This window comes from Actinoplanes sp. NPDC049265 (genome assembly GCF_043197135.1).
Lineage (GTDB): Bacteria > Actinomycetota > Actinomycetes > Mycobacteriales > Micromonosporaceae > Actinoplanes.
In genome coordinates, this window is record NZ_JBICSP010000002.1 from 519,427 (window position 1) to 537,719 (window position 18,293).

17 protein-coding genes are annotated in these 18,293 nt (G+C 72.2%); 4 read left to right on the forward strand and 13 right to left on the reverse strand.

Annotated features, from left to right (window positions below; genetic code table 11):
* Position 1 precedes the first annotated feature (1 nt).
* From ACGFIO_RS08070 to ACGFIO_RS08080, 3 genes are all read right to left on the reverse strand, one after another.
* Positions 2-1,426 carry a sugar transferase gene (locus ACGFIO_RS08070; RefSeq protein ID WP_392823592.1) on the reverse strand — a complete coding sequence of 475 codons (1,425 nt, stop codon included), beginning with the start codon at positions 1,424-1,426 and terminating at the stop codon, positions 2-4.
* Positions 1,427-1,498: 72 nt separating this feature from the next.
* Complete coding sequence (locus tag ACGFIO_RS08075) at positions 1,499-2,083, reverse strand: GNAT family N-acetyltransferase (RefSeq protein WP_392823594.1); 585 nt, start codon at positions 2,081-2,083, stop codon at positions 1,499-1,501.
* Between the two features lie 10 nt (positions 2,084-2,093).
* A complete protein-coding gene (locus tag ACGFIO_RS08080; RefSeq protein ID WP_392823595.1) occupies positions 2,094-3,464 on the reverse strand; it encodes a serine/threonine-protein kinase in 1,371 nt (456 codons plus the stop codon).
* 95 nt (positions 3,465-3,559) lie between these two features.
* Here ACGFIO_RS08080 and ACGFIO_RS08085 point away from each other — a divergent pair, with 95 nt between their 5' ends.
* Complete coding sequence (locus ACGFIO_RS08085; RefSeq protein ID WP_392823597.1) at positions 3,560-5,869, forward strand: putative bifunctional diguanylate cyclase/phosphodiesterase; 2,310 nt, start codon at positions 3,560-3,562, stop codon at positions 5,867-5,869.
* 52 nt (positions 5,870-5,921) lie between these two features.
* Here the strand turns inward: ACGFIO_RS08085 and ACGFIO_RS08090 are convergent, their stop codons facing one another.
* From ACGFIO_RS08090 to ACGFIO_RS08105, 4 genes are all read right to left on the reverse strand, one after another.
* On the reverse strand, positions 5,922-6,239 hold the full coding sequence (locus ACGFIO_RS08090; RefSeq protein ID WP_392823599.1) for a DUF3349 domain-containing protein: 318 nt from the start codon (positions 6,237-6,239) through the stop codon (positions 5,922-5,924).
* A gap of 13 nt (positions 6,240-6,252) precedes the next feature.
* Complete coding sequence (locus tag ACGFIO_RS08095; protein ID WP_392823601.1) at positions 6,253-6,552, reverse strand: hypothetical protein; 300 nt, start codon at positions 6,550-6,552, stop codon at positions 6,253-6,255.
* Positions 6,553-6,554: 2 nt separating this feature from the next.
* Positions 6,555-7,772: an anion permease gene (locus ACGFIO_RS08100; RefSeq protein WP_392823602.1), complete on the reverse strand. Its 1,218-nt coding sequence runs from the start codon at positions 7,770-7,772 to the stop codon at positions 6,555-6,557.
* A 131-nt stretch (positions 7,773-7,903) separates the two neighbouring features.
* Positions 7,904-8,884: a LacI family DNA-binding transcriptional regulator gene (locus tag ACGFIO_RS08105; RefSeq protein WP_392823605.1), complete on the reverse strand. Its 981-nt coding sequence runs from the start codon at positions 8,882-8,884 to the stop codon at positions 7,904-7,906.
* A 180-nt stretch (positions 8,885-9,064) separates the two neighbouring features.
* On the opposite strand from ACGFIO_RS08105, the gene ACGFIO_RS08110 reads away from it, so the two are divergent.
* Positions 9,065-10,345 (forward strand): enolase C-terminal domain-like protein, encoded by a 1,281-nt coding sequence (locus ACGFIO_RS08110; RefSeq protein WP_392823608.1) that lies wholly within the window; start codon positions 9,065-9,067, stop codon positions 10,343-10,345.
* Between the two features lie 13 nt (positions 10,346-10,358).
* Here ACGFIO_RS08110 and ACGFIO_RS08115 read toward each other — a convergent pair whose 3' ends face one another.
* A complete protein-coding gene (locus tag ACGFIO_RS08115; protein ID WP_392823610.1) occupies positions 10,359-11,318 on the reverse strand; it encodes an Lrp/AsnC family transcriptional regulator in 960 nt (319 codons plus the stop codon).
* Positions 11,319-11,403: 85 nt separating this feature from the next.
* Here ACGFIO_RS08115 and ACGFIO_RS08120 point away from each other — a divergent pair, with 85 nt between their 5' ends.
* A complete protein-coding gene (locus ACGFIO_RS08120) occupies positions 11,404-12,789 on the forward strand; it encodes an MFS transporter (protein WP_392823612.1) in 1,386 nt (461 codons plus the stop codon).
* A gap of 159 nt (positions 12,790-12,948) precedes the next feature.
* On the opposite strand, the gene ACGFIO_RS08125 is transcribed toward ACGFIO_RS08120, so the two are convergent.
* The 3 genes from ACGFIO_RS08125 to ACGFIO_RS08135 form a co-directional block, all read right to left on the reverse strand.
* The gene (locus tag ACGFIO_RS08125) at positions 12,949-13,155 is read right to left on the reverse strand and encodes a helix-turn-helix transcriptional regulator (RefSeq protein WP_392823614.1); all 207 of its coding nucleotides are present in this window, start codon (positions 13,153-13,155) and stop codon (positions 12,949-12,951) included.
* Between the two features lie 71 nt (positions 13,156-13,226).
* Positions 13,227-13,616, reverse strand: coding sequence for a DUF805 domain-containing protein (locus ACGFIO_RS08130; protein ID WP_392823617.1), 390 nt, complete (start codon positions 13,614-13,616; stop codon positions 13,227-13,229).
* Positions 13,617-13,870: 254 nt separating this feature from the next.
* A complete protein-coding gene (locus ACGFIO_RS08135) occupies positions 13,871-15,298 on the reverse strand; it encodes an MDR family MFS transporter (protein WP_392823620.1) in 1,428 nt (475 codons plus the stop codon).
* A gap of 73 nt (positions 15,299-15,371) precedes the next feature.
* On the opposite strand from ACGFIO_RS08135, the gene ACGFIO_RS08140 reads away from it, so the two are divergent.
* Complete coding sequence (locus tag ACGFIO_RS08140; protein WP_392823621.1) at positions 15,372-15,947, forward strand: TetR/AcrR family transcriptional regulator C-terminal ligand-binding domain-containing protein; 576 nt, start codon at positions 15,372-15,374, stop codon at positions 15,945-15,947.
* An 89-nt stretch (positions 15,948-16,036) separates the two neighbouring features.
* Here ACGFIO_RS08140 and ACGFIO_RS08145 read toward each other — a convergent pair whose 3' ends face one another.
* Positions 16,037-17,047 (reverse strand): proline iminopeptidase-family hydrolase, encoded by a 1,011-nt coding sequence (locus ACGFIO_RS08145; RefSeq protein WP_392823622.1) that lies wholly within the window; start codon positions 17,045-17,047, stop codon positions 16,037-16,039.
* The gene (locus ACGFIO_RS08150; protein WP_392823625.1) at positions 17,044-18,273 is read right to left on the reverse strand and encodes a radical SAM protein; all 1,230 of its coding nucleotides are present in this window, start codon (positions 18,271-18,273) and stop codon (positions 17,044-17,046) included. The genes ACGFIO_RS08145 and ACGFIO_RS08150 overlap by 4 nt, the downstream gene beginning before the upstream one ends.
* Positions 18,274-18,293 lie beyond the last annotated feature (20 nt).

Here is an 18,293-nt window from a genome sequence, read left to right on the forward strand (position 1 = left end):
GTCAGACCCGGTGGATGCTGAGCATCGAGCCGACCGTACGCAGAATGATCTTGATGTCGAGCCCCAGCGACCAGTGCTCGATGTAGTGGTTGTCGAACCGGACCCGCTCCTCGATCGAGGTGTCGCCGCGCAGTCCGTGGATCTGGGCCCAGCCGGTGATCCCGGCCGGCACGCGATGCCGGTCGGCGTATCCGGCGTAGGTGCGCTGGAACTGGTCGACGAAGAATTGCCGTTCCGGTCGCGGGCCGACCAGCGACATCTCGCCGCGCAGCACGTTCACCAGCTGGGGCAGCTCGTCGAGCGAACTGAACCGCAGCAGCCGGCCCACCCGGCCGAGCCGCAGGTCGTTGTCGATGTTCCACTTGACCTGCGACTCGCGGTCGTCGGCGGGGGTCAGCGAGCGGAACTTCAGGATGGTGAAGGGCTTGCCGTCCCGGCCGACCCGCTCCTGTCTGAACAGCACACCGTTGCGCCGGGACTCGACCTTGACGGCCAGCGCGCAGAGCAGGAAGACCGGGGCCAGCAGCACCAGGCCGGCCAGGGCGCCGGCCACGTCGATCAGCCGCTTGAGCACCCAGCGCCGCAGCTGGGCCGGTTCCGGGCGCAGCCGGGCGAGCGGGATGCCGCGGACGAACTCGGTCCGTCCACCCCCGACGGCCAGTTCGAACAGCCGCGGCACCACGTGCACTGTCACCCCGTAGCGGCGGCACCGGCGCAGCGTGCGGACCAGGTCGGAGTCGGGGATGGCGGGAAAGGCGACGATCAGGTGCAGCGGCTTGTACCGGGCGACCGCGCGTTCCAGGTCGGCGGCCGGGGCGAGCACCGGCAGGGTCGGCTGGTGCAGCGCGGGCGGGCCGACGAAGCCGACCGGGGCGATGCCGTACGTGCGGTCCTCGCGCAGCGCGTCGGCCACCCGGACGGCGAAGTCACCGCCGCCGACGACGATCGCCGCGCGCCCGGGTCGCCGCCGGCGGTGCCGTCGGATCAGGCGATAGGCGAGGGTACGGGCGGCCACCACCGACGCGAACAGGCCCGCGGCCCAGACCGGCGGCACCACGACCAGGGCCCGGGGCGCCCAGCCGGACGGGTCGGCCAGCAGGGCACCGCCGGCCACCACCACGGCGGTGGCGACGGCGATGCGGGGCAGGTCATCGAGGACGGAACGGGTCAGCCGGGAGCGGTAGAGGCCGGCCAGGGCCAGCGTCAGGATCAGCGCGGCGGGTGCGATGACGCCGGTGAGGTACGCGATCGCGGCGATCGCGGAACCGTCGAGCAGGAGCAGGAGTATGGCCTCGCCGAGACCGGCCGAGGCGGCGCGGACCGGGACGACCGGGAGGGGTAAGGGGATCGAGGGGCATTCGGTCAACGCCGGGGCGGGGCCGGCGGTGGCTCGTCCCCACCGGACCACGGAAGCGAATTGGTACACGGTCTCCCCCGTTCGCGACGGCTTCGCGGAAAAGCGTCGCAGTCACGCCGGGGCGTCCATCAGTATCAGAAGTCATGTGAAACGCGATTCAATTTCATGTTCATTGGTCCACTGTTCCCGGGTCAGGGCGTACTCCACGTCGCCCAGTTCGTCGCCGGGAATCTTGTCCGGCCACTCGGCGTGGAAGGTGCGGAGGTAACGCAAACCGGCCTTCTCCATCACCCGGCGGGACGCGGTGTGCACGGCCATCGTCTCGGCGAAGACCCGCTCCACACCCAGGTCGGCGAAGGCCTTGTCGATCAGCGCCCGGGTGCCCTCGGTGGCGTACCCCCGGCCCCAGACGTCCCGCCGGAACCGGTAGCCGATCTCCGCGCCGGGCGGCGACGCGCGCCGGCGTCCCGGCCGCAGATGGAACCAGCCGACGAACCGGCCGGCCGCCTTCTCCTCGACCGCCCAGTAGCCGAAGCGGCCCGGCCGCGAATACCAGGACAGCATGTACGGCAGGACATCGTCGCGGATCTCCTGCGCGCTGGTCGCCCGCCCGCCGTTGAGGTGGAACATCACCTCGGGGTCGCTGTCCAGCTCGACCAGCGCGGTCACGTCGCGGTCCTCGAACTCACGCAGACGGAGCCGCTCGGTCTCCAGGAACACAGCCATGTGGCCCACCCTAGGAGATCGTGAAGACGGAGGCTTTGACCTCGCCCCGGCCGGAATTCGCGATGCAGTGGATCAGGGTGTCGGTGGTGCCCGAGAACTGCATCGGCCAGGCGCTGATCTCCCAGCCCTCGACCTGGGCCCGGTCCTTGGCCCGGGCCCGCATCGCCGCCCGCGAACAGGCCTTCCGGACCGTGGCGTCGGACTCGATCAGCTCGGTCTGATTGCCGTCCAGCGCGCCCGGCGGCGGGTCGATCGCGGCGAACGTCTCCCAGTAGTGCTCCTGGGTGCACTGCGCCTTCCGCGGCATCTCGGCCCGGCCGCTCAACCCGAGCAGGCCGCCCCAGCACATCTCCTCGGCCGGGCACCAGCCCTGATCACACTTCTTGAAGTGCTCGGGAACGCGCGGTCCGCCCGCGTCCACCACCGGCGGGGCGTCGTCGCCGTAGGTGACACCGTTCAGCCTCAGGACCGCGCCGCCGGCGACCAGAAGAGCGACCACGGCCACGCCGGCCGAGACGATCACCGGCCACCGGCGGCCGGTCCGTCGCACCGGGACCCGGTCTCCGGCCAGGACGGCACGGGCCGCCTCGGCCAGCGTCGAGGCCGACGGCCAGCGGTCGCCCGGATCGGTGGCGAGCAGGCGGCCGACCACGGCGGCCACGGCCGGCGGAACGTCGGCCGGGAGCGGCGGCGGTGGGCCCTGAACGCGAGCCAACGCCACCGCGTAGGCGTTCTCGCCGGCGAACGGCTTGCGGCCGGACAGCATCTCGTACGCCGCGACGCCCAGCGCGTACAGGTCGCTCAGGGGCGTGGCCGGTTGACCCAGCACCTGCTCGGGCGAGAGGTAGGTGGGCGTGCCGAGCACCGCCCCCGAGACCGTTAGCCCGGTGCTGTCGCCGGCCCGGGAGATGCCGAAGTCGGTCAGCACCACCTGACCGTTGGGCCGGACCAGCAGGTTGGCCGGCTTGACGTCGCGGTGCACGATGCCGGCGTCGTGCACCGCCTGCAACGCGTCGGCCGCCTCGGCGATCATCCGTAGCACGTCCGGTGGCGCGAGCCGGCCGTGCCGGGCCACCGCCTGCGCCAGCGACTCGCCGTCGACGAACTCCATGACCATGAAGGTCACGCCGGCGTCCTGGCCGTAGTCGTGGATGTTGGCGACGTTGGGGTGGCTGACCCCGGCCATCGCCCGCGCCTCGACCACGAACCGGGCGGCCAGGCCGGCCTGACCGGCCACCTCGGGCAACATCGCCTTCACCGCGACGGTCCGGCCGAGCACCTCGTCGGTGGCCCGCCAGACCTCACCCATCCCACCGGCACCGACCCGGCGGTCGAGCCGGTAACGCCCATCGAGGCGCATTCCGGGCTGCAGCACGATCATCCCTCTCATCGCCGACGCGACATCATGCACCAGACGTACGCGCCGCCGCGAGTCGCTTCCCTCAGGCGGGCCCGTACGCCGCCGATCTGACGGCCATGACCCTGGGGCGGCGCGATCGCGCGACCATCGCGCTGTACGCCGTCACCGTGCTCGGGGTGGCCTGGTGCGCGGCGCTGGCCCTGCTCGGCCGCGAGATCTGGCCGGTTGCCGGCACCCTGCTGATGGTGGCCAACCACCTGATCAGCGCCGCGATCATCCGGCGGGTGTCCGGCTCGGCCGCGCTGAGCCCGGCCGCCCGGCGCTACTGGCGTACGGTCGCCGGCGCCGTCGCCGCGATCGGCCTCGCGTTGCTGGTCCGGCCGGCCGGCCGGGCCGGTGTGCCCGGTGCGGCGGCCGGGGCCGAGGCGATCCACGCGCTCGGCGCGATCATGCTGGCCTGGGCGCTGATCCGGCTCCCCTTCGGCGCCGGCCGCGGCTTCCGCCTGGCCCTGGCCCTCGACTTCGCCATCACCGCGACCGCCGCCGCGACGGTCTTCCTGCACATCGCCGGCTGGGACAGCATGCACGCCGTCCGGCACTCGGCGGCCGGCCTGGCCACCATCGTCGCGTTCGTCGGCGTCACCACGATGAGCGTGTTCGTCGCGGTCAAGGTCGTGCTCACCGGCGACCGTACGCTTTCCCGGTGCGCCCTCCGCCGGATCGGCGCCGCCTCCCTGATCGGCGGGGGCGGTTCGGCCGTGGGCACCGCGCTGGGCGGCCCGGCCGGGCAGTTCGTGCTGCTCGCGGTCATCCCGGTGGCCGGCTGCCTGATCGCGCTGGCGGCCCGGCGGCACCTCGCCGACGCGCGGACCATGCCGCAGGAGGCCCCACGCCGGCGCACGTACAGTCTGCTGCCCTATCTCTCGATCGCCGTGGTCGACGGCCTGCTGATCCACACGATCGTCGCCGACGACGCCGACAAGCTGGCCGTGGCCCTGTTCGCGGTGGCCCTGACCGGCCTGGTCGTGCTGCGGCAGCTGCACACCTTCCGGGTCAACGACCGGCTGATCCGGCAGCTCGACGCCGGCCTGGTCGACCTGCGCGACGCCCAGGAGCGGCTCAGTCACGAGGCCTCGCACGACGCGCTGACCGGGCTGGCCAACCGGGTGCTGTTCGGTGACCGGGTGACCGCCTGCCTGCGCGGGCTGGACGGCGACCGGGCCTGCAGCGTGGTGCTGATCGACCTGGACGACTTCAAGACGGTCAACGACACCCTCGGCCACGCCGCCGGTGACGCGTTGCTGGCCGCGGTGGCCGAGCGGCTGCGGGCCGGGGTGCGCCCCTCGGACACGGTGGCCCGGCTGGGCGGCGACGAGTTCGCGATCCTCTTCGAGGGCGTCGGCGCGGAGCACGTCGACCGGGTGCTCCAGCGCATCGCCGAGTCGCTGCTGGCCCCGGTCGCGGTCGAGGAACGCCTTCTCTCGGTACGCGCCAGCTTCGGCGTCGCCGCGGGCCGGGCCGGCGACGACGCGGGCGAGCTGCTGCGCCGGGCCGACGTGGCCATGTACGAGGCCAAGCATCGCGGCGAGGGCGGCCACCAGCACTACACGGACGGCATGGAGTCCCGGGCGGCCGAACGGGCCCGCCGGGCCGCCGCCCTGCGCGCCGCGCTCGACAACGACGAGTTCGAGCTCTTCTACCAGCCGCAGGTCGCGTTGCCGGGCGGCGAGATCGTCGGCGCCGAGGCGCTGATCCGCTGGAACCACCCGTCGCGCGGGCTGCTCGGGCCGGCCGAGTTCATCGACGACGCCGAGCAGTCGAAACTGATCGTGCCGCTGGGCGCCTGGGTGATCGCCGAGGCGTGCCGGCAGGCGGCCGCGTGGCGGTCCAGGCCCGGCGCACCGTCGACGGTGTCCGTGAACGTCTCGGCCCACCAGCTGCAGGAGCCCGGACTGGCGCTCACCGTGGCCGAGGCGCTGACCGCGGCGTACCTGCCGGCCGAGGCCCTGACCGTGGAGATCACCGAGTCGGCGGCGGTCGGCGGCGGCGCCACCCGGCAGAACCTGCAGGACCTGCGCGAGCTCGGCGTCCGCATCGCGCTGGACGACTTCGGCACCGGCGCCTCGTCGCTGAGCCTGCTGCACGCCTGCCCGGTCGACGAGGTGAAGCTGGACCGCTCGTTCGTGCCCGGCGCCTCGTTCATCCCGGGCACCGTGGACGACGCCATCGCCCGCGCGGTGCTGCAGCTCGCGCACGCCTTCGGCCTGAGCACGGTGGCCGAGGGCGTGGAGACCGCCGAGCAGGCCGCCTACCTGGCCGAGCTGGGCTATCACAGCGCCCAGGGTTTCTATTATGCCCGCCCGGTGCCCGCACGCGAACTGGGCGGCGACCGCGTGGTCGCCGCCCAGTCCTCACTCGAGGGTTAGGCCGTGTCCGGCAGTCCAGCCGGGGCTGCGAAACACGGCCTGGTTCGCCGGTCTAGTCCATCGGCGGGTCGGCCAGCGGCCAGCCACCGGCGGCAAGCCGGCCCGAGACGCGCGCGACGTCCTCGGGACTGGCCGGCTTGAGCACCGAGTCGCGGATCATCTGCTCGATGTCGTCGGCGGTCACCGGCTCGTCGTTGAGGATCGCGTTGTCGGCCAGATCCTGGGCGATCTTGCGTACCTCGTCCTCGGTCAGCTTGCGCTGCAGGAGGCCGAGCAGCACCACGTAGTCCTGCTTCGGTACGCCCGTCGGGTAGCCCTGGCGGAGCCAGTCCACGGCCCGGACGACGAAGTTGGAGCGGATTTCGGTCACCTGGTTCTCCGCGTCACTTGTCGATGATGGTCGGGTAGATGTGCTCGAAGCTGAGCGCCTTGCCGAAGCCCGACACCACGATGAACAGGATGCCGAGGACGACCAGGGCCAGCACGATCAGGAAGAGGACCCAGCCGATCACGGTGCCGGCCGGGTTGGGCCGGGCCGACGAGTCCACCTCCGCCGCGCCACCCGCGCCCCAGGCCAGGGAACGGATGCCGAGCGCGAACAGCAGCGGCAGACCGGCGCCGAGCACGATGCCGGCGGCCAGTACCTTCCAGGCGCCCTCGAGGGCGAAGCCGAGGTTGTGCATGCTCAGACTCCCTCGGGGACGCGCTCGCGGGTGTCCGCGGACTGTTCGTCCCACTCGTCGTTGACGTTGTTGTGGTCGATCGGCTTCTGGCGCGACCGCAGGAACATGAAGGTGGCCAGGGCGAGCAGCACGATGAAGACGACCAGGGCGCCGGCCAGGCCGCCGATCAGGTGACCGATCCACCACATGACGCCACCGACGATCGCGGCCGCGGGCAGGGTGATCAGCCAGGCCGCGACCATGCGGCCGGCGACCTTCCAGCGGACCTGGGCACCGGGCTTGCCGACGCCGCTGCCGAGGATCGAGCCGGTGGCCACGTGCGTGGTCGACAGCGCGAAGCCGAGGTGGCTGGAGGCCAGGATGACCGCGGCCGAGGAGGCCTCGGCCGCCATGCCCTGCGGCGGCGCGATCTCGACCAGGCCCTTGCCCAGCGTACGGATGATCCGCCAGCCGCCGAGGTAGGTGCCGGCCGCGATGGCCAGCGCACAGGCGGCCTTGACCCAGAACGGCACCGCGTGGGTGTCGGTCCAGTCGCCCGAGGCGATCAGCGCGAGGGTGATGACGCCCATCGTCTTCTGCGCGTCGTTGGTGCCGTGGGCCAGCGAAACCAGCGAGGCGCTGCCGATCTGACCCCAGCGGAAGCCGTTGTCGGTGAACCGCGCGGCCACCCCGCTGACCGCCTTGTAGACCAGCCAGGTGCCGACGGCGGCCACGATGCACGCGATCACCGGCGACATCACGGCCGGCAGCAGCACCTTGCCGACGACGCCGTCGAGCTTCGAGCCGTCGCCGTTCCAGTTGACGCCGGCCCAGCCGAGACCGGCGATGGTGGCGCCGATCAGTCCGCCGAACAACGCGTGCGACGAACTCGAGGGCAGGCCCAGCAGCCAGGTCAACAGGTTCCAGACGATGCCGCCGACCAGGCCGGCCAGCACGATCAGGAGCAGGTCGAATCCACCGTTGCCGAGCAGCTCCGCCTTCGGCGCGCCCGACTTGTCCTGGATCTTGACGACCGCGTTCGTCACGGTCAACGCCACCTCGACGGAGAGGAAGGCGCCTACGAGGTTGAGGATGCCGGACAGTGCCACTGCCGTCTTTGGCCGCAGCGCCTTCGTGGCGATGGACGTGGCCATCGCATTCGCGGTGTCGTGGAAGCCGTTGGTGAAGTCGAAACCGAGAGCGGTGACGACGACCAGGGCCAGGATGATGGACTCGGTCACCCCCGCATCGTCACGCCCGCCTCAGGGGCACCGAAAGTGGGGATCATGGTCCGCACTGAACATTCGGCCGCGCGTCACTTACCTGTCACTTACCGGCCCCAGAGATCCCAGGATGTTCAGCCCGGCATCGGTTATGCCTCCGGCCCCGGGGGTGTAGCGGGGCCGGTCGAATCCCGGACGATCAACTCGGTGGGCAGGGCGACCAGCTCGGTCGCCCGGGCCAGCAACATGTCGACGGCGGCCCGGCCCGCGGCCGCGGTCGGTGTGGCCACCGTGGTCAGCCGGGGACGGGTCAGCCGGCTCAGCGCGATGTCGTCGATACCGGCCACGCTCACGTCCCCGGGCACCCGCAGGCCCAGGGCGTCCAGTCCGTCCATCAGGCCGACCGCCATCAGGTCGTTGTAGGCCAGCACGGCGGTCACCCCGGCCCGCTGGACCTGCTCGGCGACGGCCCGGCCGCCGTCGTCGGTCGGCTGGTTGGGCCCGATCACGACGAGCTCGAACCGGCCGGACCGCGCCGCCGACCGGGCCGCACGCCGGATCTCCTGGCTCGTCCACGACCCGCGCGGGCCGGTGACCAGCGCGATCCGGCGATGCCCGAGACCGGCGAGGTGATCGAGGGCGAGCCGGGCGCCCTGGGCCACATCCATCACCACGGCGGGCAGGCCGGCGATGCGCCGGTTGACCACGACCAGCGGCACCTCGCGGCTGAGCTGCTCGATCAGCCGGTCGCTGAGCCGCGGGCCGCACAGCAGCACGCCGTCGACCTGCTTGGCCAGCGCGCGGACCAGGTCTTCCTCGACCAGCGGGTCCTCATTGGTGTCGGCCACGAAGATGTGGTGGTCGTGCCGCCGGGCCTGGCTCTCGGCCGCCTTGATCAGCGGCGGGAAGAACGGGTTGGCGATGTCGGCCACGATCAGCCCGATGTTGAAGGTACGCCCGGTGATCAGCGCCCGAGCGGCCCGGTTGGGCCGGTAGCCGAGCTGTTCGGCGCAGGCCTGGACCCGGCTGCGGGTGGCCGCGTTGACCAGGTGCGGGGCGGAGAAGGTGCGTGACACCGTGGAGATGTGCACGCCGGAGGCCCGCGCGACATCCCGGATCGTGGCCGGCACCCGCCCACCCCCTTCGAAGGCCCCATTTTAGGCAAGCGGTTGCAGCGCCGGCCGGTCAGACCCTAGCGTCGCTGCAAAGGTTTGCTGTTTCCCCGTCCGCGTGGCCGATCTGCTCGACCTCAGCAACACGCCATCGACAAGGGCCGAACCCATCCGCCGAAGCATCCAGGGAGCCGACGCATGACCCGCATCAAGTCCGTCACCGTGCACGACGTCCGCTTCCCGACCGCGGCGGCCGGTGACGGCTCCGACGCGATCAACCGGGGCGACTACTCGGCCGCGTACGTCGAACTGCACACCGACGGCCCGCACGTCGGCGCCGGGTTCACCTTCACCAACGGGCGCGGCAACGAGGTGGTGTGCGCGGCGATCCGGGCTCTGGCGTACCACGTGACCGGTTTTGATCTGAGCGAGCTGACCGGGCCGGACTTCCTCCGGTCGCTGACCGCCGACCCGCAGCTGCGCTGGCTCGGCCCCGAGAAGGGCGTCATCCACCTGGCCACCGCGGCGCTGGTCAACGCGGTCTGGGACCTGCGCGCCAAGGAGGCCGGGCAGCCGTTGTGGCGGCTGCTGGCCGAACTGCCGACCGCCGAGTTGGTGGCGAGCATCGACTTCCGGCACATCGCCGACGCGCTGACCCCGGACGAGGCGGCCGCGCTCCTGGACCAGGGCCGGGACGGGATGGCCGAACGGCTGGCCGAACTGGAACGCGACGGGCTGCCCTCGTACACCACCAGCGTGGGTTGGCTCGGCTACCCCGATGAGAAGGTGCGTGCGCTGGCCCGGGCCGCGTACGACGACGGCTGGCGGGCGATGAAGATGAAGGTCGGCGGCGACATCGAGGACGACGTACGCCGGGCCGGGCTGATCCGCGCCGAGATCGGCCCCGGCGCGCTGCTGATGATGGACGCCAACCAGGTCTGGAACGTCGACGAGGCGATCGCCAACATGGCCCGGCTGGCCGATTTCGACCCGTACTGGATCGAGGAGCCGACGCACCCCGACGACGTGCTCGGACACGCGCGGATCCAGCGGGCGGTGGCGCCGATCCGGGTGGCCACCGGCGAGATGGCGGCCAACCGGGTGATCTTCAAGCAGCTGTTGCAGGCCGAGGCCATCGGCGTGATGCAGGTCGACGCGTGCCGGGTCGGCGGGGTGCCCGAGGTGTTGGCCGAGCTGTTGCTGGCGGCCAAGTTCGGGGTGCCGGTGTGCCCGCACGCGGGTGGCGTCGGCCTGTGCGAGCTGGTCCAGCACCTGTTCGCCTTCGACTATCTGCGCGTCGGCCGCTCGCTGGACGGGCGCATGGTCGAGTACGTCGATCACCTCCACGAGCACTTCACCGATCCGGTGCGTACGCGCGGAGGCCGGTACCTGCTGCCGGTGAAGCCCGGCTACAGCGCCACCATGAAGGCGGAGTCGATCGCCGAGTACACCTTCCCGGACGGCCCCGCGTGGCGGTGAACGTCGTCCCGGCTCAGTGAACCGGGCCCAGTTGCTTCACGTGCCTGAGCACCGGCGCGGACTCGATGCGCTGCACGCCGTCGAGGGAACCGAGCCGCTCGGTCGCATAGCGATAGAAGGTCGGCATGTCGGCGCACGCGGTGGTCACCTGCACGTTGGTCGGGCCGGTGGTGGCCGCCGCGAAGACGACCTCCTCGTGCCCGGCCAGCGCGGCGCCGACCGTGGCGACCCGGGACGGTGCGACCGACAGCCACAGCAGCACCATCGCGCGGTAGCCGTACAGCTCGGAGTCGATCTCCACGTCGGTGTAGAGCGATCCCGAGCCGAACAGGTCCTGCACGCGCCGGCGCACCGTCGACTCGGGCCAGCCGGTCGCCGCGGCCAGGTCGGTGTAGCTGAGCCGGCCGTCCCGGGACAGGGCGTCGAGCAGCGGCGCGTCGGAGTCGGTGAGGTGCGCGGCGGCGCCCGGGCCGGCCGCGCGACCCGGGGCGAGGGCGGCGATCTCGCCGGCGGTGAGCGCATTGTCGCGGCGGTCCGGGCCGACCACACCGCCGACGTAGTGGTGGATCACGCAGTGCGCATTGATCGAGACCAGGCGGGGAGTCCGCGGCAGCTTCTGCAGCAGCAGCGCCTCACGGTCGGCGGTGGCCGGCACGCGTACGTTGCAGGAGATCTCGGTGCCGCCGGAGGTGATCGACACCCAGCTGGTATCCGGGCGCCGGGCCAGGGCGCCGGCGATCTGCCGGGCCGTGTCCGGGGCCGCGCGCAGGCGGAGCACCCAGGTTTCGTACCCCAGCTCGACAGGGTTGGGCACACCGACCACCCGCAGCCCCGCCTCGTCGCGCAACCGTCGATAACGCCGGGCCACGGTCTGGTCGGAGACCCCGAGCACCGCCCCGATCTCGCGGAACCCGGCCCGGCCGTTGATCCGCAGCGCGTGCGTCACCCGCCGGTCCAGCTCATCGATTTCCACCGAAGCAGCCTAGCCCGAGTCGATATCCGCCAGATATCGCGATCTTGTTATGAGCGTCCGCACGACAGGCCGCATCCTGCTGTGCATGCGTAAATGGTCAACCCTGATCGCCGTGTGCCTCGGCACCTTCCTGCTGCTGGTCGACGTCACCATCGTGGTCGTGGCGCTGCCGGCCATCGCCGGCAAGTTCGGCGCCGGCTACGCCGACCTGCAATGGGTGCTCGACGGGTACGCGCTGGCCCTCGCCGCCCTGCTGCTCGGCGCCGGATCGCTGGCCGACCGGTACGGCCGCCGCCGCGCCTACCTGGCCGGCATCGGCGTCTTCGCGATCGCCTCGCTGCTGTGCGCGGTCGCCCCCAACGAGCAGGCCCTGATCGCCGCCCGGGTGCTGCAGGGCGTCGGCGGGGCGGCCATGTTCGCCACCACGGCCGCCCTGCTCAACCTCACTTACCACGGCCACGACCGCGGCGTCGCGTTCGGCGTCTGGGGTGCGGTCAACGGTGCCGCCGCCGCGGCCGGGCCACTCGCCGGCGGCCTGCTCACCGAACACCTCGGCTGGCGGTGGATCTTCCTCGTCAACCTGCCGGTGTGCCTGGCCGCGGCCTGGTTCACCATCCGCGGCGTGGCCGAATCCAAGGCGCGGCGGGCCGGCCGCCCCGACCTGCCCGGCACGGTCAGCTTCACGGTGGCGGCCGGCGCCCTCACCTACGGCCTGATCCACTCCGGCGACCGCGCCATCCCCCTGATCGCCGGCGCGCTCGCCCTGGTCGTGTTCCTGATCGTCGAGGCCCGGTCCAGCCACCCGATGCTCGACCTGAACCTGTTCCGCCGGGCACCGTTCGCCGCGCTGATCGCCGCCGCCTTCCTCACCCAGGCCGCCGCCTTCAGCTACCTGCCGTTCACCACGGTCTGGCTGCAGCAGGTGCTCGGCAACGGCCCCGTCGACGCCGGCCTCTACGGCGCCCTGCCGATGGCCGCCGCCGCGCTGGTGGTCGGCGCGGCGGCCGGGCGCCCCCTGCAACGGATCGCCCCGCGCTGGACGGTCGGCCTCGGCCTGCTGCTGATCGCCGCCGGTGACCTGATGCAGGCCGGCCTGGGCGCCGCCAGCACCGGAAAGGACCTGATCGCCGGGCTGATCGTCGCCGGGATCGGGGTCGGCGCGGTGCTGCCGTCGCTGTCGTCGGCGGTGCTGGCCGAGGTGCCGCGCGAGCGCAGCGGCATGGCCGGCGGGGCGCTGAACACGTTCCGCCAGCTCGGTTTCGCGCTCGGGGTGGCGGTGTTCGGCACGATCTTCGCCGACCGGGTCAGCGACGGGCACGGGCGGCCGGCGGCGTTCGCCGACGGGCTCGACGCGACCCTGACCGTGGCGGCGGCGGTCGCCCTGATCGCCGGCGTCCTGGTGCTGGCCGTCGTCCGTCACCGTGCGACCACGACCGAGCCCGCCCTCGAAACCGCCCCGGCCCACCACTAGCCCTCCCAGCGGCAGCCCCCGGGGCCTACCACCCGGTGTTGCAGTGGTAGGCCTGGGCGGCGCTACCACCCGGTGTTGCAGTGGTAGCCCCGGACGGCTTCGCCGCCACGGAAACGCCCGGGGCTACCACTCGGTGTTGGGTGGTGGGTCGGGACGGGGTCAGAGTTCGTCGGGGGCGGGGCCGCGGTTGGCGGCGATCCAGCTGTCCACATCGTCCGCGTCCCAGACCCGGCCACGTTCGAGCTCGGCCAGCGGCTCCGGGAACCCCTTCTGGCGGCTGATCTTGTCGGCGCGCTGCCGGCTCACCCGCAACCGGGTGCTGAGCTCCTGCATCCCGAACAGGCGCAACTGTCGGACACTACTCATACCCCGTACCCTAGTCGCGGGTAAGGTTACCCATGACTACCTCCGCTAGACCGCGACACCCCCGAAGTGCGTCAGTACGCGGCGCGAGGGTCGGGGCCGTACCGGTTGGTGCCCGGGTGACCGGGCAGCACGGCGAAGATGAACACCACGATGCTGGCCAGCGGAATGATCGAGAGCAACTGCCACCAGCCACTGTTACCGGTGTCGTGCAGGCGCCGGCAGGTGACCGCCAGCGTCGGCAGCAGCGTGCCGGCCAGGTAGAGGAAGATGACCACGCCCGGGGCGACGCCCCGCCCCTCGGTCAGATAGTCGAGCAGGAAGCCGAGCGTCAGCACGACGGCATAGAGGATCACGTTGAACAACGTGTACCACCAGTACTCGGCCCGTCGGGCGCGTCCGTCGAACGTCGCGTACCTCCGATAGCAGCCGAGCCAGTAACCGATCGGGCTCACACGCGTCACTGTGTCCTCCTTGGACCTTCCCGCCGAAGCTCCCACCCTAGGCAGGCATCGAAGCAGGTCAAAGGCGTTGACCGGATGCGGTCACCGCAGCGCGGAGAACGGACGCCCGACCGCCGGCGCCGGGAGCCGGATGCCGTCACCGCGGCGCGGACGCCCGGCCCCGGCGCCGCGGTGACCGGGCCAACCGGATGCCGTCACTACAACGACGGACGCCCGAGCGCCGGCGCCATAGTGGCCGGGCCAACCGGATGCCGTCACCGCAACGACGGACGCCCGAGCGCCGGCGCCGCGGTGACCGGGGCGGCCGGCGTCGGGGCCTCGGAGTCGGGCATGGCCGGCGTCGCGGCTGGGCGGCCGGGCAACCAGAAGGCCAGGGCCACGGCCAGCGCCGTGAAGCCGACCGCCCACCAGAAGGCCTGGTCGAACGAGTGGGTGACGGCCAGGATGACCGCGAGCACGGCCGTGCCGAAGGAGCCGCCGATCTGCTGGGCGATCCGGGTGATGATGCTCGCGTGCGGGACCTCGGTGCGTTCCAGACCGACGAACGCCACCGCCATCACCGGTACGACCACCACGCTCAGGCCGAAGCCGCGGACCAGCGTGGCGGCCAGCAGCCAGACCAGGTTGGTGTGCGCGTCGGCCAGCGCGAACGGGACTGTCGCCACCGCGACCAGGATGAACCCGGCGACCACGAGGACGCGTGGCCCGATCGAGTCCATCAGCCGGCCGGTCAGGCCGCGGCTGAGCAGCGAGCCGACGCCCTGAGGCACGAGCATCAGGCCGGCGGTGAACACGCTGGCCCCGCGTACCTCCTGGAAGTACAGCGGCAACAGCAGCATCGCGCCGTAGAGGGACGCGCCGGACAGGAACAGCGTCACCGAGGACGAGGCGACCGGGCGGAGGCGGAGCAGGCGGACGTCGACCAGGGCGGAGCCGCCGGCTCGGGCCGAACGCCACGCGAACAGTCCGGTGCAGGCGAGGCCGGCGATCAGGGGCACGAGGACGTCGGCGCGGCCGAAACCGCCGGGGTGACCGACGTTGCTCAGGCCGTACAGGAAACCGACCATGCCGGGCGCGATCAGCGCGAGCCCGGGAAGGTCGAGGCGGACACGTTCGGCGGGCGGATCGGCGGGCAGCATGCGGGCGGCGAGCACGATGCCGGCCACACAGAACGGGACGTTCACCCAGAACAGCCAGCGCCAGTCGAGCGAGTGCAGGATCGCGCCACCGACGACCGGGCCGAGGATCGGGCCGAGGACGGTGGGCAGGCTGATCACGGCCATCGTGCGGCCCAGGTCGCGGCCGCGCGCCGCCTGCATGATCAGCGTCGAGAGCAGCGGCAGCATGATGCCGCCGCCGATGCCCTGCACCACCCGGAAGGCGATCAGGCTGGGCGCGTCCCAGGCCAGACTGCACAGGACCGACCCGGCCAGGAAGATCGCCAGCGCGATCATCCACAGCCGCTTGCCGCCAACGCGGGCCTGGGCCCAGGCCACCAGCGGGATGACGACGCCCAGGGACAGCAGGTAGCCGGTGCTGACCCACTGGATCGTGGGCACCGACGAGTGCAGCTCATCGACCAGCGTCGGCAGCGCGATGCTGGTGATCGTGGTGTCGAAGACGACGGCCAGCGCACCCACGATCAGGACGATGGCCGTACGGAGAACACTGCGGTCGACCATTTCCACCCCTCCCATAAGATGCAAGGCTGCATCTTGCTTCACCGACAGTACGCCGCTGCGATAAGATGCACAAGTGAGTCTTACGCGACGTCGTGGCCGGGAACTGGAGGCCGCCCTGCTCGAGGCGGCATACGCCGAGCTGGTCGAGGGCGGCCTGACCGCGTTCACGCTCGACGGGGTGGCCGCCCGCGCCCAGACCAGCCGCCCGGTGCTGGCCCGGCGCTGGGCCAGCCGGGAAGATCTGGTGATCGCCGCCATCCGGCACCACGACGAGCAGCACCGGCCGCCGACCCCCGACACCGGCACGCTCCGCGGCGATCTGATCGCCACGCTCAAATCGGCCAACCAGCACCGCATGCAGCTCGTCGCACCGGTGCTGGCGCAGCTCAGCGGCTACTTCACCGAGAGCGGGATCACGCCGGCCGAGCTGCGCCGCCGGCTGATCGGCGACCGGGCCACCTCCGACGCGGTGATCATCCAGCGGGCCGTCGACCGCGGCGAGCTCGACCCGGCCCGGCTGACGCCCCGGATCGCCGCGCTGCCCTTCGACCTGTTCCGGCACGAGGTGCTGATGACCCAGGCGCCGGTACCGGACGAGGTGATCGAGGAGATTGTCGACCGCATCGCCCTGCCTCTGATGACCGCCTGACCTCGCAGTGGTAGCCGGGGGGGGGGGGGGGGGGGGGGGGGGCCCCCCCCCCCCCCCCCCCCCCCCCCGGCTACCACTGGAGCTGCTGATCAGTGGCGGCGGTCGTGACGGCGCAGGAAGGATCGCACCGCCGCGATATAGGCCTGGTCCTCCTCCAGCATGGCGACGTGGGCGCTGCGGGTGAACTCCACCCGTTCGGTGTGGCGGAGGCGCGCCTGCAGGTTGTCCGTGCAGGTCACCTCGAACTCGTCGTACCGGCCGCGGGTGAGCAGGATCGGCTGGCGGATCTCGCGCAGCCGGGAGCGGCGGTCCCACTGGGCCAGGGCTCCGGTCATGACGAACTCGTTCGGGCCGTTCAGCACCGCGTACACCTGATTGCCGTCCAGGTTGGTCAGGCTGCGCAGGAGTTCGTCGGGCGGGGTGGTCCCCCGGAACAGGTAGTTGTCATAGAAGACCTGCACCGCCGCCAGGTATTCGGGCGCGGTGTACTGCTCGAGCGCTTCGTAGTGGTCGAGCGTGTCCTGCACCGCCCGCGGCAGCCGGGACCGCAGCAGACGGCAGCCGGTGAGGAACTCCTCCGAGCTGCCCGAGGTGCTGGCCAGCACCGCGCTCGCCACCCCGGCCGGTTCGCGCAGCATGTGCTCGATGGCCAGGAAGCCGCCCCACGAGTGCCCGAGCAGGTGGTAGCGGGTCAGGCCGAGCGCCCGGCGGACCGCGGACAGCTCGGCCACGAACCGGCGCACCGTCCACAGCGACGGGTCGTCCGGCTTGTCGGAGAGCCCGCAGCCGAGCTGGTCGTAGAAGATGACCGGCCGCTCGTCGGCGAGGGCGCCCAGCCGTTCCAAATAGTCGTGCCCGGCCCCGGGTCCACCGTGCAGCAGCAACAGCGGCAGGCCGCGGCCCTCGCCGACGACGTTGATCCAGACCTTGCCGCCGGGTACGTCGACATGCCGCACGCCCGGCGTCAGTGGCCGGCAGCGCGCGGGTGCCGCCGTGGCCGGCACCGCGCCCATGGCGGTCGCCGCGGCCACCCCGAGCCCGCCCGCGGCGGCGCCCCGCAGCAGGGCCCGCCGGTCGACCTTCTTGCTGAATACAGTCATGCCCCGGGCGACGGCCGGTCGAGCCCGCCGTTCACCCCGGTGGCCGGATGAACCCAGGCTTTGCCCTGGTCGGCACCGGTCCGCAGCCGGTACGAGCTGAGGTCGAGCGTCCCGTTGAGATAGCGGCCGGCGTGCCCGGCCGGGTCGACCCGCCGGCGAAAATGCCTGACCATCCGGGTACGCGCCGCGAACCGCCCCACCCGCATCACGTCCTTGCCGGTGCCGTCGCCGCGCTCGACCGCCACCTCGCCCCGGGCGCTGATCAGCAGCGTCGAGTTCGGCGCCCGATGCGTGCTGGTGACCCGGATGTCCAGCGGCAGCCCGTGTGTGGCGGTGTCGTCGACCACGTCGACCAGGGTGGTGACCGCGTCGTCGCCGGCCAGCAGCCCGGGCGGCCGGTTCGCCGCCTTGCCCGCCGGGACCACCACGTGCAGCGTCCAGGTGCGCACCCCGGCCGCCACGAGCTCGTCGCGCAGCGCCAGGAGCTGCGGCAACGTTCCGTTGTAGCCGGTCACGACGGTCTGCACGCTGCACGAGAGGCCCTCGGCGCGGGCCAGCCCGATCGCGTCCCAGGCCGACCGGTGCGAGCTGGCGCCGAGCGGCAGGTAGCGGCGGTTGATCGGGCGGAGCCGGTCGTTGACGGCCCGGTCGGCGCTGTCCAGCGAGATGCGTACGTGTACGCCGCACTCCCGCAGCACCGGCACCAGCCGGCCGAGATCCCCCGCACCGGAGGTGTCCAGCACCACCGCCTTGTCCCGGGCCAGCGCCCGGATCAGACGTCCGGCCCGCCCGGGCCGGGACAGCGGCTCGCCCCCGGTGACCACCCCGACCATCGCCGGCGTGGCCCGGGCCACCCGGATCACCTCGCCCAGCCACGCCTCCTCGTCCCGGTCGCGGTAGCCGGCCATCAGGTCGTCGGCGTGGCAGTAGGTGCAGCGCAGCGGGCAGTGCGCGGTCGCGAAGCAGTTCACCACCAGGGGCAGCGACACGGCCGGGAGCCCCCCGGGGAACGAACCGAACTGTGACCGCCCGTAGAAGGCGCGCTGCGGAAGGTCGGACGCGCAGATGCCGGCGGCGGCCAGCTCCGGGGTTCCGCCGGCGCTCAGGGCTTCGACGTGGGCGTGGTCCAGGGCATAGAAATGGTCACGCTCCGAGACGTAAGCGATCGCCCCGAACGTCTCTCTCCGTAACCGGACGCCGCGCGCCAGGCGAGCCGAATCGCGCACAGACCATCCCTAGATCGGCG

What these genes read in the sequence shown, in the direction of transcription:
- ACGFIO_RS08075 (WP_392823594.1), bottom strand. Translation starts at nt 2,083, where the DNA reads ATGGCTGTGTTCCTGGAGACCGAGCGGCTCCGTCTGCGTGAGTTCGAG.
- ACGFIO_RS08080 (WP_392823595.1), bottom strand. Translation starts at nt 3,464, where the DNA reads ATGATCGTGCTGCAGCCCGGAATGCGCCTCGATGGGCGTTACCGGCTC.
- ACGFIO_RS08085 (WP_392823597.1), top strand. Translation starts at nt 3,560, where the DNA reads ATGACCCTGGGGCGGCGCGATCGCGCGACCATCGCGCTGTACGCCGTC.
- ACGFIO_RS08095 (WP_392823601.1), bottom strand. Translation starts at nt 6,552, where the DNA reads ATGCACAACCTCGGCTTCGCCCTCGAGGGCGCCTGGAAGGTACTGGCC.
- ACGFIO_RS08110 (WP_392823608.1), top strand. Translation starts at nt 9,065, where the DNA reads ATGACCCGCATCAAGTCCGTCACCGTGCACGACGTCCGCTTCCCGACC.
- ACGFIO_RS08120 (WP_392823612.1), top strand. Translation starts at nt 11,404, where the DNA reads ATGCGTAAATGGTCAACCCTGATCGCCGTGTGCCTCGGCACCTTCCTG.
- ACGFIO_RS08125 (WP_392823614.1), bottom strand. Translation starts at nt 13,155, where the DNA reads ATGAGTAGTGTCCGACAGTTGCGCCTGTTCGGGATGCAGGAGCTCAGC.
- ACGFIO_RS08135 (WP_392823620.1), bottom strand. Translation starts at nt 15,298, where the DNA reads ATGGTCGACCGCAGTGTTCTCCGTACGGCCATCGTCCTGATCGTGGGT.
- ACGFIO_RS08145 (WP_392823622.1), bottom strand. Translation starts at nt 17,047, where the DNA reads ATGACTGTATTCAGCAAGAAGGTCGACCGGCGGGCCCTGCTGCGGGGC.